This window comes from Streptomyces niveiscabiei (assembly GCF_001419795.1).
In the GTDB taxonomy this organism is placed as follows: Bacteria; Actinomycetota; Actinomycetes; order Streptomycetales; family Streptomycetaceae; genus Streptomyces; species Streptomyces niveiscabiei.
The window spans coordinates 1-16,335 of record NZ_LIRL01000189.1 but is presented as its reverse complement, the minus strand read 5'-3'; the positions used below and the strand labels follow the sequence as shown (position 1 = coordinate 16,335).

Here is a 16,335-nt window from a genome sequence, read left to right as displayed (position 1 = left end):
AAAACATCCATCACCCGAAATTCTCACCACCCCCGCCCCACCGGCCAACTGATTTACGCTGGCCCTGGGCCGTGACTGGCGCTGAGGTGGATCACCACCGGGGAGCGGCCCGGCCGACCGATGCCGCGCGCCTGGGCGATGAACCGCTCGAGGAGTGTGACGCGTATGCCCCAGGCCCGGCTCATGGACGGCACCGCCCTTGCGGCGCGGATCGTGGAGGACGTGGCGAAGCGGGCGGCCCGGCTGCCTGGCCCGCCCTGTCTCGCGACGGTTCTCGTCGGCGACGATCCCGCGTCGGTGACGTACGTCAGGATGAAGCGCAACCGGTGCCGGAAGGCGGGGATCGAGTCGCGGCACGTCTCGTTGCCCGCCGGGACGACGACCGCCGAACTCGTCGCGAAGCTCACCGAGTTGTCCGAGGACCCTGGTGTGCACGGCATTCTGCTCCAGCACCCGATGGGCGAACACATCGACGAGCGCGCGGCGTTCGAGGCGATCGCGCCCGAGAAGGATGTCGACGGGGTCACCTTCGCCTCGTTCGCGGCGATGAGTTTCGGGCTGCCGGGGTTCGTGTCGTGCACGCCGGGCGGGATCATGCGGCTGCTGGACGAGTACGGGGTGGACCCGGCGGGGAAGCGGGCCGTGATCGTCGGGCGGAGTGCCATTCTGGGCAAGCCTGTTGGGATGCTGCTGCTGGCGCGGGACGCGACCGTCACGTACTGCCATTCGCGGACGCGGGACCTGTCGGGTGTTCTCCGTGAGGCCGACATCGTCGTGGCGGCTGTCGGACGGCCGCAGCTCATCGCCGGGCGGGATCTCAAGCCCGGGGCGGTGGTTGTCGATGCCGGGTACAACCCGGGGAACGTCGGGGACGTCGACTTCGTGTCCGCGCTGGAGCGGGCCTCGTTGGTCACGCCCGTGCCTGGTGGGGTGGGGCCGATGACCATCTCCGTGTTGTTGGAGCAGACCGTGACGGCGGCGGAGCGGCAGATGGGCGGGTGAGGGATGGGGGCGCCCCTGGTCGGCGGCAGGGGCGCTCCCTCGGTGCGGTCAGTTGCGGGTCCACTTCTGGTTGGGCTGGCCGTTGCAGGTCCACAGGACGAGTTGTGTGCCGTTGGTCGTGCCGGCGGCGTTCGCGTCGAGGCAGAGGGCTGCGTTGGCGTTCGTGATTGTGCCGTCCGGGTTGAGGTTCCACTTCTGGTTGGGCTGGCCGTTGCAGTCCCAGATGACGGTTTTCGTGCCGTTGGTGGTGCCGAGGTTGTAGGCGTCGAGGCACTTGTTGCCGTACAGGACGAGTTCCTTGCGGGAGGTGTATGTCCAGGTCTGGTTCTGGCCGGCGTTGCAGTCCCAGAGTTGGGCCTGGGTGCCGTTGGCGATGGTGTTGTCGTCGATGTCGAGGCAGCGGGTGGACTGGGTGCCGATGAGTTCGGTGCCGTTCGTTCCCGGTAGCGGATGGATTGTGATGTCGGCCAGTGTCGGTGCGCCGGTGAAGGTCAGGGTGTTGGCGGAGCCCTTCGCCAGGGAGACCTGGACGCTGATCGTGCCTGGGGAGGCGCCCGTCGGCGGGAAGGAGACCGCTGTCGTGTGCTGGCCGTTGACGCTGAGCGTGGCGGTGCGGGCGGACGACGTGTTGTTGACGTACGCGACGTCGACGACCTTGAGGCCCCCGGATCCGGCGGTGACGCCGGAGAAGGAGGAGGTGCCGGTGTGGACACTGGACGCGGCCTCGGTGCCACCGGTGACGGTGAGCATGACGGAGCCGCCCGCCGGGACACTGGCGGTGTAACTCCCGCTGTAGGAGCCGATGTTGGCGCGGGCCCAGAGGTCGCGGACGGTCGCGGGCGCGTCCGTGAGGCCGAGGTCGGACCAGCGGACGGTGATGTTCGCGGCGGCGGACGTGCGGTTGAGGAGGACGACGGCGCGGTTGCCGTTGCCGGCGAGGACCTTGCCGTACGCCTGGAGCCCGGTCGTGTCCTCGGAGACCTTGACACCCTGGAGCCCGCGCGGGTCCTGGTCGACGGCGATGACCTCGGGGTTCTTGAGGATCGCGGCTGTCTCGGCGGTCATCGTCGACAGGTTGTTGCCCGCGAGGAGAGGGGCGCCGGAGATCGCCCAGAGGTTCATGTGGGTGCGGTTCTGGGCCGCGGTGAAGCCGTCCATGCCGGTCATCAGCATGTCGGCGTCGTTGTAGTAACCGGTGTGCTGCGCGGTGGGGTGCAGGTTCCGGTCGAAGTTGGTGAGCAGGTTCGTCATGGACGGCTTGTTGCCGTAGAGGATGATGTCGTCGTTGGTGCGCCACATCGCGCCCTGGCCGGGCGCCCAGTTCCAGGGGTTCTTGCGGCCCCAGTTGCACAGCGACAGCGTCATCGGGCGGCCGGTGGTGGCGGTCGCGCGGGTGATCGCGTCGCTGATGGACCGGTACGTGGTCGCCGGGTCGAGGCCCTCCGCGTCGCCGCCGCACCAGTCGACCTTCACGAAGTCGAAGCCCCACTTCGAGAACTGGAGCATGTCCTGGTCGTAGTGGCCCTCGCTGCCGGAGCCGGGCGCGGCGGGGCGGCCGGTCGGGTAGTAGTACCCGCAGCCGTCCTTCCCGGCGTCGGTGTAGATCCCGGCCTTGAGGCCCTTGCTGTGGATGTAGTCGGCGATCGCGGCCATGCCGCCGGGCCACTCGGACTGGTCGACGGTGATGTTCCCGGCGGCGTCCCGCGTGCCCTGCCACCAGCCCTCGTCGATGTTGACGTACCGGTACCCGGCCTCCGGCAGCCCGGCCGCCGCGAACGCGTCGACCTGCTGCTTGATGACGCCGTAGTCGATCTTCGCGGCGAAGCTGTTCCAGGAGGCCCAGCCCATCGGCGCGCTCGGTACGGCGATCTGGCGCGAGGTCGCGGCCTGGGCGGGGACCGGCTGGACGAACAGGAGAGCCGCCGCCGCGGACAGGGCGAGGGCGGCGACGGATCTGCACCGGCGCAGGAGAGGGGGGTACATGCGGCTCCGTAAGGGTCGGGGGGAAGCGGCATTTCGTCCGGGGTATCGAACAGGGATCGACGAATCGAACGTGTCGCGGGCCGAAAATAGAACCGGCGAGTAGCGAAGTCAACGGCTGGGACAGGAGTGAACTGGCTCTTTTTCCAGGGTCGTTCGCCCCTCCACGACGCCCCGGCCGCCATACTGTCGCTCGTGCGAGTCGCGATCATGACGGCGGGTTCCCGGGGCGACGTGGCCCCCTTCACCGGGGTCGGCCATGCCCTGGTGGGCGCCGGACACGAGGTCACCCTGGTCACCCACGCCCGCTTCGAACCCCTCGTCGCCGGGTCCGGCGTCGCCTTCCACGCGCTGCCCGTCGACCCCCGCGCCGAGCTGGAGTCCGCGCGCGGCCGTGGCCTGCACCGCAGCGGCAGCGGCCTCGGAAAACTGGCCCGCGTGGTGGGGATGGCCCGGTCGCTGGTCGGCGAGATGGCGTACGACGTCGTCGCGGCGGCCCGCAAGAGCGACGCGCTGCTCCTGTCCGCGTCCCTGTCCCCGCTGGGCCACGTCGTCGCCGAGGCCCTCGACCTCCCCGCGCTGGACCTCCCCCTCCAACCCATCACCGCGACACGGGAGTTCGCGCCCCCGATGCTCGGCGCGGGCTCCTACGGCCCGCTCCTGAACCTCCTCGCGGGCCACGTCGTCGACCGCTCCGTGGACCACGTCTTCGCCCCCGCACTCCCTTCGGTCCGCGCGGAGTTGGGGGTACCCCGCCCGCCGCGCCGCCGACGCCGGCCCCGCCGCCCGATGCTGCACGGCTTCAGCCCCTCGGTCGTCCCCCGCCCCACGGACTGGCGCGCGGACCTGGAGGTCACGGGCTACTGGTGGCCGTACGACACGACCACCCAACTCCCGGCTCGCCTGAGGGACTTCCTGGACGCCGGTCCCCCACCGGTCTTCGTCGGCCTGGGCAGCGCGACGGTCCCCGACCCGGTGGCGCTGAGCACTCAGATCGTCCACGCACTGCGCCTCGCCGGGCTACGGGGGGTGATCCAACGTGGCTGGGCGGACCTGGCGGCGGAGGGGGACGACATCCTGACGATCGAGGACGTACCTCACTCGCTGCTGTTTCCCCGGACGGCTGCGGTCGTCCACCACTGCGGAGCGGGCACGACAGCGGCCGGCATCCGCGCCGGGGTGCCATCGGTGCCGGTCCCGATCCAGTTCGACGAGGGCTTCTGGGCGAGACGGCTGGTCACGCTGGGGGTGGCACCGGAGGCGATCCCCCTGAGAAGGCTGACGACGGAACGGCTCGCGGAGGCGCTGCGGCGGGCGACGGGTGAACCGGAATTCGCGGAGCGAGCAAGGGAGTTGGGGGAGCGAGTGCGCGGGGAGGACGGGGTGGCAAGAGTAGTGGAGGCGGTGGGAAGGCTTGCTTAGCCCACACCCACACTCGCACCCCCGTACCCGATCACCTCCATCTCACCCCCGAACCGGCCACTCCCCCACCGGCCGCAGAATCCCCAGCAACTGCCTCACCAGCTCATCCACCACCTCATCGAGCCCCGCCTCCACCCACCCCGCACTCCAGTCGTGCAGCAACCCGTTCACACTCCCGATGAACGCGGTCGCCGCCAGCCGATAGTCCCGCTCGACCGCCTCCCCCCGGAGCGCCGCAGCCGACGCCTCCGCCACGATGAGGTCGATCCACCGCGCCCGCCGGGCAAGGCGCTGGGACTCCAGCCGAGGACTGACCCCCACGATCTCCACGAACGTGATGCGGATCCGGCGAGGGTCGGTCGTCACGTTGCGGGCGTACGCCCGGAAGATCGCGGTCACGCGCTCGACCAGCGGCAGATCGTCCACCGCGGCGAACGTGTCGAGCACCGCCTCCTCGGCCCAGTCGTTCACCTGGAGGTGCAGCGCCGCGAGCACGTCCTCCAGCGTCCGGAACTCCTCGTAGAACTGGCGGGTGGACAGCCCCGCGGCCTCGCTGAGCGCGGCGACGGTCGTGCCCCGGTACCCCGGCGCTCCCCCGAACAGCTCCAGGGCAGCCGCGAGGAAGCGGCGACGCCGTTCGGCCTGCCGTTCTTCCGCGCTTTTGCCACCGTACCGACCGGTCGGCCCTTTGAGCCTGCCCGTCAATGACCCTCCTCGTTCGCTCCTGCGGCCAATTTTGTCGTGTCCGGAGTCTTGTGGCGAAGGCCACCCCCTCCTTACTTTCCAGTAAGTCAGATCTGGAATCGCACGTCTTCAGATCTGGCGGAGCCGCTTTCACCCCTGTCACCGCCCTCGGATGGAGGCAACACCCCCCATGCCTGCTGTCAGATCCAGGCACCTGTGCACGCTTGCCGCCGCTCTCACCCTGACCCTCGCCGCCCCTGTCGCCTCCGCGCACGCCGCCCCGGACGCGGCGGCGTTGCGGGAGGTGCTGTTCGTCGGGAACAACTGGGACGGCACCGCCGACGTCATCAAGTCGACCGGCGACTACGCGAAGATCGGCCGCATCAACGTCATCCCGGACAAGGACCAGCGGATGGCGGAGATCCAGGCCGACCCGATCAAGTGGATCTACTTCACCGCGATCCGCAACGGCGTCGGCGAGGGCCACGACCAGTTCGTGGACGACATGTACACCACGCCGGACGGCGCGTCGGTGGTCGTCTCCCGCCCGAGCTTCGCCGACGTCGTGTCCATCGACCTCGCCACCGGGGCCATCAACTGGCGCTTCCCGGTGTCGGGTTACCGTTCCGACCACATGGCGGTCTCCCCCGACGGCACGCGCGTCGCGGTCTCCGCCTCGATCTCGAACACCGTGCACGTGCTGGACATCAACACGGGCCGCCAGCTCGGCAAGTTCGCCACCGGCGACAAGCCGCACGAGAACATCTTCACCAAGGACGGCAAGTACATCTACAACATGTCGATCGGGGACGTGAACACGAGCCTCGACGCGCCCTGGCTGGACTGGACGAAGGGCGACCGGCGCATCACGGTCGTCGACGCGACCACGTACCAGCAGGTCAAGGTCATCGACATGCGTGCGCGGCTGGACGCGATCGGCCTGACCGACTACTCGGACGCGGTCCGCCCGGCGGTGTTCTCGCCGGACGAGTCGAAGCTGTACTTCCAGGTGTCGTTCTTCAACGGCTTCTTCGAGTACGACCTCGCGACCGACCGCATCACCCGTACGAAGACCCTCCCGAAGAACGCGGCGACCAGCGACGACCGCACCTCGTTCGTCAACGACTCGCGCCACCACGGGATCTCGATGAGCCCGGACGGCAGCAAGCTGTGCGTCGCGGGCACCATGGACGACTACGCGACCGTCGTGAACCGCACGACGCTCCAGGAAGGCCCGCTGGTCACCGCCTCCAAGCCCTACTGGGCGACGGTCAGCGGCGACGGCAAGGCGTGCATCGTCTCGGAGAGCGGCGCCGACCAGGTCACCGCGATCGACTTCGCGACCGGCCAGAAGGTGACGTCGGTGCCGGTGGGCGACCATCCGCAGCGCGTCCGGCTGGGTCACGTGGCGACCACGTGGACGTCCCCCTCCTGACAACCCATCAAAGATGCGTCCCCTCGGGAGAGTTCCCGAGGGGACGCACCACGTTCAGCTGAACTTCTGCGCCACCCACCCCGCCAGCTCCGTACGAGCGGCGGCCAGCGCCGAACTCGACGGCGCGGACGCCCCGTTGGTGACGAGCGCGTAGTGCAGGGTCCCCGAGTCGGAGGCGCTCAGCAGCAGTCTCCGGCTCCCGGTACCGCCCGGTTCGGCCGCCGCGCCGATCTTCGTGGACGCCGAGTACGCCCCCGGCCCGTGCACCGTCCCGAGGTCGGAGACGACGGTGGTCGTGGCCGTCGGGAAGGTCGCCGGGAGGTGCAACTCGGTAGGCGCGGAGCCCCCGTTGGAACGCCACACGAGCACGCTGTACTGCCCCGACCCGACGAGCGAGGACACGTTCGGCAGCGAACCGGGCACCGGGTTCCAGGTCAGGACGGTCGAGCCGTCACGTGAGCGGTCCTCGTAGGTGAACGCCAGCGTCGTACCGGCGGTGGCGCTCGGGTAGACCCGGTCGAGGAGCCGTCCGTCCTGCCGCAGCACCGGCGTTCCGGAGTCGTCGAGGCGTACGGCGGAGAGGTCCTCGTCGTTCCAGGCGTCGCCGGTGGTGAGGAGCTTGTCGGGGTTGCCGTTCATGTATTCGTGGTGGCGTCCGTTGTAGATGTCCCACTGCCACTGCGAGCCGGACAGGACGGGGCCCGAACTCGCGGGCGTGGACCACCAGTTGGCGCCCTTCACGCGGGAGTCGAGGGCCTGGTACATGGCCTTGAGGACGGTCGGGGCCTTGCCGGCGGTCGCACCGGCCAGGGGGTGGCCGAACTCGCTGACGATGGCCGTCGTCCCCGTCGCCGTGGCGCGGTCGCGGACGGTGCCGAAGTCGGTGACGTACTGGCCGTCGGAGGCGTTGCCCCACATGAGGATGCCGGAGATGGCCTTCTGGTCGTAGAAGTGGGTGTTGAAGACGTAGCGGGAGCCGAGGGTGCCGACGTCGAGGAAGCCGCCCTCCTCCTTGCTGACGTTGCCGTTCCAGAAGAGGTTGGGTTCGATCATCGCGGGCTTGTCCTGCCAGCCCGCCGCGTCCATGCGGGCGCGGAACTTCACGTAGAACGGCCAGAGCAGGTTCTGCTCCCAACTCCGGCTCTTCTGGCCGGAGTCGTAGGTGCCGGCGTAGGGCTCGTTGTAGGGGTTGAAGCCGATGACACCCTTGAACTGATCGTCCGTCAGGTTCTGCTTGAGATAGGCCATGACTTTCTGAGCGGTCGTCAGGAAGCTGTCCTGGACGCCGTGGTTGTTGTTCCAGAAGTCGTACTGGCCGGCCTTCACCGCGTTGTTCTGGGTGATGTTCTGGCCCCACATGATGCAGATGCCGCACGACTCCCGCGGGTAACCCCCGAGGTCCACGGCCCACTTGGGGGCGCCGTCGCCGGTGTACCAGCTGCCGGAGTTGAAGACGTACCGGGAGTACAGGTCCTGGTGGAAGTCGGGGTAGACCCGGATCCCGGCGTCCAGGAAGGCGCCGATCTGGGCGGTGGCGGCCGAGATGTACGCGGCGTCGAGCTGTCCGCGTACGGGTTCGGCGTAGGCCCAGGAGAGGAGGAAGCGTACGGAGTTCCCGCCGCCGAGGGCGCGCAGCGCGGTGGCGGACTTCTTGGCGTCGGCGACGGAGGCGAAGGGCAGGCCCTTGTTCTCGTCGAGCTTGGTCTCGCCGGAGACGTTGTAGCCGCGCAGCACGACCTCGCGGCCGGTGGCGTCGACGAAGCGGCCGTTCGCGACGGTGAGGGCGGTGCCGTCGAACGACAGGGAGTCGGGGACAGGGGCGGCGGCACCGGCCTGTGGGACCAGCGTCGCCAGGAATCCGCAGAGGACAACCAGAACAGCGAGCAGACGAGCCCGAATATTCGGCATGTCCATTACATTCGGTTGTTTTCCGGACAGCGTCAATACTTCTGACTCATGAGTAAGTTTCTGCTCTTGTATCCCACCAGCCGCCCACCAGCCGCCGCCTTGCCGGACTCGAAGATCCTTGACCGTTCCATGGCCAACAGGGACGGCCCTCGACTCGTCTCTTTGGTACAGAAGTAGCAAAGTTGTCCGGTAAGGATCAGGAGGTGGTCATGTCGCTGACAGGTACGGCGTTCTTCGTCGTTCTCGTGGCGGTGACCGCGCTGGCGGTGGTGGCGACCATCGCGTTGTGGGCGAGGGTTCGGGGACCGCGTGTGGTGCGGTGGGCGGTACAGGCGGTGCTGATCGGCGTGTGCCAGCTCACCGCGATCTCCGTGGTGGCCGTGTGGATCAACAACAGTTACGGCCTGTACGCCTCCTGGGACGACCTGATGGGCACCGACAACACGACCGCGATGACCATGCCGGGGCCGCCGGTCGACCGGGCCAAGTTCAGCAAGGGCACGCAGGACGGCGTCCTCGACACCTACTTCCGGGGCAAGAAGTCGCTGCTGTCCGGACAGGTCCTCGTGTGGACGCCGCCCCAGTACGACGAGGCCACGTACCGCACCAAGCGCTTCCCCGTGCTGATGCTGCTGCACGGGGTGCCGGGGTCGCCGCAGTCCTGGCTGGAGCACGGCGGGATGCCGGGCGACTTCGCCGACCTGCTGGCGCAGCGCGCCGTCCACCCCTTCATCCTGGTCATGCCGGTCGTGAACCCCGGCAGCGTCGACACGGATTGCAGTGACCTGCCCGGCCACAAGGTCGCCACCTGGCTCTCCGCCGACGTGCCCGACCTGGTGCGGACGAAGTTCCGGACGATCAGCGGGCCCGGCGGGTGGGGGGTCGCCGGGTACTCCACGGGCGGGTTCTGCGCCGTGAAGCTGCCCCTCCAGTTCCCCAAGGTGTTCGGCGCGGGCGCGGCCCTCGACCCCGACCCGCTGACCGGCGACACGTCGGTCCTCACCGACCCCGCCGTACGCCGCCGCAACGCCCCCACCCACATGGTCAGGGGGACCAAGGCACGGGTGAGCCTCTTCCTCGCGACGTCCCGCCAGGACCGGCTCAGCCCGGCCTCCTCCATCGAGCAGTTCGTGGCAGCCGCCGCGGGGACGCCGGTCGAGATCCGTACGCAGCTGCTGAGCAGCGGCGGGCACAACTACAACACCTGGAAGGCGGAGTACCCGGAGGCGTTCACACTGCTCAGCCAGTGGCTGCGGGCACCGCGCTGAGACCGGGGCCCAGTCGGTAACCTCACCTCCAGAGCCTGGAGGTGAGGGTGGGACTTCGGGAGCGGATCTCGGCGGAACTCACGGCGACCATGCACGGCGGCGACCTGCACCTGGAGCGGTACGCGCAGCCGTACGGCGATCCCGGGCTGTTCGGGATCGCGCCCGGCGACCCGGTGTGGCAGGTGCACGGGCAGGCCACCGGGATGCTGACCGGCGGATTCGCCGCGCTGATGCTCCAGTCGCTGCATCCGCTGGCCATGGCGGGGGTCGACCAGCACTCCGACTTCCGCGCGGATCCGGTCGGGCGGCTGAACGGGACCGTGCGGTTCGTCACGACGACGACGTTCGGCTCCGCGCCGGCCGCCCGCGAGGTGATCGACCTGGTCAAGCGCATCCACACCAAGGTGAACGGCACGGCGCCCGACGGCCGCCCGTACCGCGCGGACGACCCCGCCCTGCTCACCTGGGTGCACACCGCCGAGGTGAGCAGCTTCCTCGCCGGGCACCAGGCGTACGCGCCCCGCGCGCAGCGGCTGACGCCGGCCGAGTGCGACGCGTACTACGACCAGGTCGCCCCCGTCGCCGAGGCACTGGGCGCGCGGGGCGTACCGCGTACGTCGCTCGAAGTCGCCCGGTACCTCGACCGGCTCCGCCCCCACCTCCACGCCACCCCGGCCGCACTGGACTCGGTCCGGTTCCTGCGCCGCTTCGGCCGCACCCGGCGGGAGCGGCTGGTGGTCGGGCGGCTCATGAACGCGTCGATAGGGCTGCTGCCGGATTGGGCGCGCGCCGAAATGGGCATCCACCGCCCCGCCGCCGTCCGCACCGCCTGGGACCGGCCGCTGGCCACGGCGGTGGGGCGCACGCTGGAATGGGGCCTGGGCCCGTCGAAGATCCAGGCTGCGGCAAGGGGGCGGCTGACATGACCAGGGCCTGTCCGGCGGCTCAGGCCGCGGCCGGACGGGCCCTACGTGTCCAGCCGCAGTTCGCACCACACCTGCTTGCCCCCGCTGACCGGTACCGTCCCCCACGCCTCCGACACCGCCTCCACCAGCAGGATTCCCCGCCCGCCGGTCGCCTCCCAGCTCAGGCCCGTCGGCTTCACGGGCGTTCTGGGTGACGTGTCCGTGACCGCGAGCCGCAGACGGCGTCCCAGCAGGGTCATGTCCAGGCGGACCTGGCCCTCCGTGTGGATCAGCGCGTTCGTGACCAGCTCGGACACGGCCAGGAGTGCGCCGTCCATCTCGGAGTCCTCGACCCCCCAGCTCTTCAGCGTGCGCCGCGTGAAGCGGCGGGCGTGGCGGGAGGCCTCGGGGACCCGCCAGACGGTCCAGCCCTCGCGGAGGGGCCGGACCGACATGCCGTCGTAGCGCAGGAGGAGCAGGGCGATGTCGTCGCCGCGGTGCGCCTGGGTGAGGAGGCCGTCGGCGACGAGGTCGAGGTGGGCGGGGTCGGCGGCGGCGAGCCCGGTGCAGACCCGTGCGAAGCCCTCGTCCATGGAGGAGCCGGCGGACTCGACGAGGCCGTCCGTCATGAGCGCGACGACCGTCCCCTCCCGCAGCCGCAGCGGCACGAGCGGGAACTCCGCCTGGGCGACGACGCCGAGCGGCGGCCCCCCGTCCTCGTCGGCGACCTCCGTGGAGCCGTCCGGGTGACGCAGGGCGGGCGGCGGGTGCCCGGCGCGGACGCACCAGGCGGTGCCGGACTCCATGTCGACGTCGACGTACACACAGGTGACGAAGAGGTCCGTCTCCAGTTCGAGGAGGAGGCGGTTGGCGTGGGCGACGACGACGTCGGGCGGGTGGCCCTCGGTGGAGTAGGCGCGCAGGGCGGTGCGCATCTGGCCCATGAGGGTCGCGGCGGCGGTGCTGTGGCCCTGGACGTCGCCGATGACGAGGGCGACGTGGTTGTCGGGCAGGGGGATGACGTCGTACCAGTCGCCGCCGACCTCCAGGCCGGCCGTGGCGGGGAGGTAGCGGGCGACGGCGACGCCGCCGGGCAGGCGGGGCAGGCTGCGGGGCAGCAGCTGGCGCTGGAGCATGCCGACGAGTTCGTGCTCGGCGTCGAAGGCGTGGGCGCGGGTGAGGGCCTGTCCGGCGAGCCCGGCGGAGGCGGTGAGGAGGGCGCGCTCGTCGGGGCCGAAGTCGTGCGGGGCGTTCCAGCCGACGAGGCAGGCGCCGACCGTACGGCCCGCTGCGGCCAGCGGCAGCACGGCGAGGCCCCCGGGCCCGAGGTCGCCGAGCGCCGGTTCCAGGGCGGTTCCGGCGTTCCAGATCCGTACCCGCCCCTCGCGCAGCACGGCGGCCAGCGTCGGCAGGGACCCCATGGGCGCGTCGGGCCACTCACCGCGCCACTCCAGGCGCCACAGCTCGGGCCAGGACTCGGGGTAGGGCGGGTCGAGGACGGTGACGACGAGCCGCTCGCCCTCCAGCTCGGCGAGGGCGATCCGGTCGGCGCGCAGGGGGCCGCGCAGGGCGGAGACGACGGCGTGGCTGACGTCGCGGACGGTCCCGGCGGTGGAGAGGGCGGCGGCGAGCCGCTGGACGCGGGCGACGTCGGTGACCTCGGGCCGTACGGCGGCGGCGTCGGCGACCGTGCCGACGAGCCGTACGGGGCGGCCCGCCTCGGCCTGGGCGAGGCGTCCGCTCAGGCGCAGCCAGCGGGGCGTGCCGGTGGGGCCGATGACCCGGAACTCCAGTTCGCGGTCGCCGAGGGACATGTGGTCGGCCTCGACGACCGACATCAGGGCGGGGAGGTCCTCGGGGACGGCGAGGCCGAGGAGGGTCTCCACGCGGCCGTCGAACTGGTCGCGGGCGATCCCGAACAGCTCCAGGAGGCGGTCGCCGGCCTCGACGCGGCCGGTGTCCATGGCGAGGGCGAAGCCGTCGCCGCCGACCTCGTCGGGCGGGGTGGCCGGGGATTCGGGCCAGGTGAGGGCGTCGGCGACGAGGGCGAGGCACTCGCGGTCGTCGGCGTCGAAGGGCCGCTCCCCGACGGCGACCAGGCAGCCGCCGCCGGCCGGCAGGGCGGTCAGGTGGACCTCTCCGGCGGCCATCCGGCGGGATTCCGCGCAGTCGGCGAGGTCGCCGGGGCCGAGCCGTACGGGGCGTCCGGTGCGGACGGCGAGGGCGACCGGGGAGTTCCCGTCGGGCGGGTAGGTCTCGCGCAGGCCGAAGAGGGTGCGCGGGACGCCCGCGGAGTCGACGAGGCACAGCAGGCCGTCGGCGCCGGGCGCGTAGCCGGCGGCGCAGGAGGCGCCCGCGAAGACGAGCGCCTGCTCCAGCGTCCGCCTCACCCGTTCGGGTGAGTGCGGATCCGCCCCGACGGTCTTGAGGGCCACTTCGGCACGCGGCGCCCGCCCTCCCTGCCGCGCACCACCCTCAGTCACCACGTCCGTATTACAGCGCTTGCGCCGCCTTCGCGCAGCCCCTGGGAGCGTTCCGGCGTCCCCGGAGGTGCGGAAGGGCGCACTCCGGCGGACGGCGGGATCGAAACATCCCGAACATGTCTTTACCCGTGCGTTCCGCATGTCCATCTCATGACAGCCGTGACTGTCGGCGGCCTCCGCGCCCTGGAAATCTCAGTGCCGGCCCACGGAGGGGGACGCATGGACAAGCGGTACGAGGTCTACGCGCTGGCGGACGCGCACTTCTACGAGACGCCGGACCGGCTGGGCGCCGGCCGGGACGAGTCCGCGGGGTGGTTCGCGACGGCGCGCAGGCCGGTGCCGGCGGGCTGGGAGTCGGCGCGTTCCGGCGACTGGCTGACGCTGACGCCGCCGCACGCGGAGGGCCCGGAGCAGGGGTGGAAGATCCACGCCTCGGCCACCCGCGAGAACGCCGACCGGATCGCGGCGATCGTGTGGGACTACTGCGTGCCGCGCCGCATCCCGTTCAAGTTCGTGCCGGGTCCGCACCTGCTGCACCTGCGCAACACGAAGTACGCGGGCCGCGACGGCAGCGGCAAGTTCGTCACCGTCTACCCGGCGGGCGAGGACCAGCTCCACGAGGTGCTGCGCGAGCTGGGAGCGCTCCTGGAGGGCTTCGAGGGGCCGTACATCCTGACCGACCTGCGCTGGTACGACGGCCCGCTGTACGTCCGCTACGGCGCGTTCGCGCGGCGGTTCGTGGTCGACGAGCGGGGCTCGCTGGTGCCGGCGGTGCGGGACGGCTCGGGGACGCTGGTCCCGGACCGCCGGGCACCCTCGTTCCAGGTGCCCGAATGGGTGACGCTGCCCAAGTTCCTCGAACCCCATCTCGCGGCGCGCAACACGACGACGGTCGGCGAGCTGCCGTACCGGATCGAGAAGGCGCTGCACTTCTCCAACGGGGGCGGCGTCTACCAGGGCGTCGACACGCGGACCGGGGAGAAGGTCGTCCTCAAGGAGGGGCGTCCGCACGCGGGGCTCGCCTCCGACGGGGCCGACGCCATCGCCCGGCTGGAGCGGGAGATGCGGGCGTTGCAGGCCGTCGCCGGTACGGGGGTCGTGCCGGAGGTGCGGGACTGGTTCGAGCTGGGCGGGCACCGGTTCCTCGTCATGGACTTCCTGGAGGGCAAGCCCCTCAACTCGTTCTTCGCCGAGCGGCATCCGCTGCTGGTGCCCGACCCGGACCCGGCGGCCGTCGCCGCGTACACCGAGTGGGCCGTACGCATCCACGGGAAGGTGGAGCGGGCGGTGGCCGCCGTGCACGCGCGCGGGATCGCCTTCAACGACCTGCACGTCTTCAACATCATGGTCGGGCCCGACGAGTCGGTGAGCCTGCTCGACTTCGAGGCGGCGGCGCCGGTGAGCGCGAACGGCCGGCAGGTCGTCGCGCACCCCGGGTTCTTCGCGCCGCCGGAGCGCAGAGGCGTCGACGTCGACCTGTACGCCCTGGCCTGTCTGCGGCTCGCCCTGTTCCTGCCGGTGACGACGCTGTTCGTCGTCGACCGGGGCAAGGCGGCACACCTCGCCGAGGTGATCGGGGAGCAGTTCCCCGACGTGCCGCGCGAGTTCCTGGCCGAGGCGGTCGCGGAGATCACCCGCGATCCCTCGTACGGCGCGCCGGCCCCGGCAGGGGACGGGGTCGGCGCGCGCGCCGCCTGGCCGGCCCCCGCCGAGTGGCCGCACAGCCGGGACTCCATGGTCAAGGCGGTCCTGGCGTCGGCGACGCCGGACCGCGACGACCGGCTCTTCCCCGGCGACGTCGCCCAGTTCTCGGACGGCGGCGGCCTCGGGGTCGCGCACGGCGCGGCGGGGGTCCTGTACGCGCTGCGCGCCGCCGGCGCCGACCGCTACGAGGAGGGCGAGCGCTGGCTCCTCGACCACACGGCCCCGCCGCCCCCGGGCACGCCGCTCGGCCTGTACGACGGGCTCGCGGGCGTCGCGCACGTCCTCGCGCTCCTCGGGCACCGCGAGCGCGCCCTCGACCTCGTCTCCGGCATCCTGCGCGAACGCTGGCAGAAGCTGTCGTCCGACCTGCAAGGGGGCCTCGCGGGCCTCGGCCTCGTGCTGGGCGGGCTCGCGGACCTCACGGGCGAACCGTCGCTGGACGCGCACGCCGCCGAGGCCGCCGACATCCTCGTACGGCGGCTCGCCGAGCCGCGCCCCGCCAAGCCCCGGCCCCGGGTGGGGCTGATGCGGGGGGCGACCGGGCCCGCGCTCCTGCTGCTGCGGCAGTACGAACGCACCGGCGACAAGGCGCTGCTGGAGGCCGCGGGGACCGCGCTGCGCCGGGACCTCGAAGGGTGCGTCGTCCAGCAGGGCGGGTCCCTCGAAGTCGACGAGGGGTGGCGGACGATGCCCTACCTCGGGGACGGCAGCGCGGGGATCGGACTGGTCCTGGACGACTACCTCGCCCACGCCCCCGACGACGGCTTCGAGCAGGCCCGCACCGGCATCCTCACCGCCGCCACCTGCCGCTTCTACGCCCAGCCCGGACTCCTCCAGGGACGCGCCGGGATGGTCCTGCACCTGGCGCGTACGACGATGCCGGGCGCCGCGGGGTCCCGGCTCACCGCGCAGATCGACGCGCTGGACTGGCTGGCCATGCCCTACCAGGGACAGCTCGCCTTCCCCGGCCACCAGATGATGCGCCTGTCCATGGACCTCGCCACCGGAACGGCCGGCTGCCTGCTGGCGCTCGCCTCGGCACTCGCCGAGGACCGCGGCGCCGCGCACCTGCCGTTCCTCCCGCCGCCCTCCCGGCGGCCCCAGAGCACGGCTCCGACGGAGTCGTGAACCACCCCCGTCCCCACGGGAATCGACGGGACAACCCGGAAGGAGCACACCATGGCACTGCTCGACCTGCAGACGATGGAGTCCGAGGAGTACACCGGCGGCCAGAGCACCCTCAGCCTCCTGTCCTGCATCAGCGCCGCGAGCGTCCTGCTCTGTCTCTGATCAGGAAGACGACGCCGCTCTGTCGTCGCTAGTACGAAGCCTTGAGGGCCGCTCCCTTACGGGGGTCGGCCCTCGGGGTCGTTCGCGCGGGAAAGCTCAGGGAAGGGGAGCCGGTGGGTGACGACCCGGTGGGGGTCCGGACACGGGGGCTGCTGAGGGACGCCCTGCGGCACAGCGGGGTCCGGTGTGCCGGGCTGGCTCTGGCGAGTGTGGGGGCCACCGGGGCGGGGCTCGCGTTGCCCGCCGTGCTGGGG

General features: G+C 71.3%; 11 protein-coding genes and 1 riboswitch. Of the genes, 7 read left to right on the top strand and 4 right to left on the bottom strand.

Annotation, left to right across the window (positions count from 1 at the left end; genetic code table 11):
• Positions 1-61: 61 nt before the first annotated feature.
• A riboswitch (ZMP/ZTP riboswitch) is annotated at positions 62-144 on the top strand.
• Positions 145-165: 21 nt separating this feature from the next.
• Positions 166-1,002, top strand: coding sequence for a bifunctional 5,10-methylenetetrahydrofolate dehydrogenase/5,10-methenyltetrahydrofolate cyclohydrolase (locus AOK24_RS10590; RefSeq protein WP_055719809.1), 837 nt, complete (start codon positions 166-168; stop codon positions 1,000-1,002).
• 48 nt (positions 1,003-1,050) lie between these two features.
• Here the strand turns inward: AOK24_RS10590 and AOK24_RS10585 are convergent, their stop codons facing one another.
• Entirely contained in the window at positions 1,051-2,985 is a 1,935-nt protein-coding gene (locus tag AOK24_RS10585) for a ricin-type beta-trefoil lectin domain protein (protein WP_055719808.1), read from the bottom strand.
• A 207-nt stretch (positions 2,986-3,192) separates the two neighbouring features.
• Here AOK24_RS10585 and AOK24_RS10580 point away from each other — a divergent pair, with 207 nt between their 5' ends.
• The gene (locus AOK24_RS10580; RefSeq protein ID WP_055719827.1) at positions 3,193-4,404 is read left to right on the top strand and encodes a glycosyltransferase; all 1,212 of its coding nucleotides are present in this window, start codon (positions 3,193-3,195) and stop codon (positions 4,402-4,404) included.
• A gap of 42 nt (positions 4,405-4,446) precedes the next feature.
• Here AOK24_RS10580 and AOK24_RS10575 read toward each other — a convergent pair whose 3' ends face one another.
• Positions 4,447-5,109, bottom strand: coding sequence for a TetR/AcrR family transcriptional regulator (locus AOK24_RS10575; protein ID WP_055719807.1), 663 nt, complete (start codon positions 5,107-5,109; stop codon positions 4,447-4,449).
• A 169-nt stretch (positions 5,110-5,278) separates the two neighbouring features.
• Here AOK24_RS10575 and AOK24_RS10570 point away from each other — a divergent pair, with 169 nt between their 5' ends.
• Positions 5,279-6,523: a YncE family protein gene (locus AOK24_RS10570; protein ID WP_055719806.1), complete on the top strand. Its 1,245-nt coding sequence runs from the start codon at positions 5,279-5,281 to the stop codon at positions 6,521-6,523.
• A 54-nt stretch (positions 6,524-6,577) separates the two neighbouring features.
• On the opposite strand, the gene AOK24_RS10565 is transcribed toward AOK24_RS10570, so the two are convergent.
• Positions 6,578-8,437 carry a glycoside hydrolase family 5 protein gene (locus AOK24_RS10565; RefSeq protein WP_055719805.1) on the bottom strand — a complete coding sequence of 620 codons (1,860 nt, stop codon included), beginning with the start codon at positions 8,435-8,437 and terminating at the stop codon, positions 6,578-6,580.
• Between the two features lie 203 nt (positions 8,438-8,640).
• Between AOK24_RS10565 and AOK24_RS10560 the strand changes: the two genes are divergently transcribed.
• Both AOK24_RS10560 and AOK24_RS10555 read left to right on the top strand, forming a co-directional pair.
• Positions 8,641-9,699 (top strand): alpha/beta hydrolase, encoded by a 1,059-nt coding sequence (locus AOK24_RS10560; RefSeq protein WP_055719804.1) that lies wholly within the window; start codon positions 8,641-8,643, stop codon positions 9,697-9,699.
• 47 nt (positions 9,700-9,746) lie between these two features.
• Positions 9,747-10,625 carry an oxygenase MpaB family protein gene (locus AOK24_RS10555; RefSeq protein ID WP_420876660.1) on the top strand — a complete coding sequence of 293 codons (879 nt, stop codon included), beginning with the start codon at positions 9,747-9,749 and terminating at the stop codon, positions 10,623-10,625.
• A gap of 41 nt (positions 10,626-10,666) precedes the next feature.
• Here the strand turns inward: AOK24_RS10555 and AOK24_RS10550 are convergent, their stop codons facing one another.
• Positions 10,667-13,090, bottom strand: coding sequence for a SpoIIE family protein phosphatase (locus AOK24_RS10550; protein ID WP_055719803.1), 2,424 nt, complete (start codon positions 13,088-13,090; stop codon positions 10,667-10,669).
• A gap of 216 nt (positions 13,091-13,306) precedes the next feature.
• On the opposite strand from AOK24_RS10550, the gene lanKC reads away from it, so the two are divergent.
• Both lanKC and AOK24_RS10540 read left to right on the top strand, forming a co-directional pair.
• Complete coding sequence (gene lanKC / locus AOK24_RS10545; RefSeq protein WP_055719802.1) at positions 13,307-15,919, top strand: class III lanthionine synthetase LanKC; 2,613 nt, start codon at positions 13,307-13,309, stop codon at positions 15,917-15,919.
• Between the two features lie 51 nt (positions 15,920-15,970).
• Complete coding sequence (locus AOK24_RS10540; protein ID WP_055719801.1) at positions 15,971-16,081, top strand: SapB/AmfS family lanthipeptide; 111 nt, start codon at positions 15,971-15,973, stop codon at positions 16,079-16,081.
• Positions 16,082-16,335 lie beyond the last annotated feature (254 nt).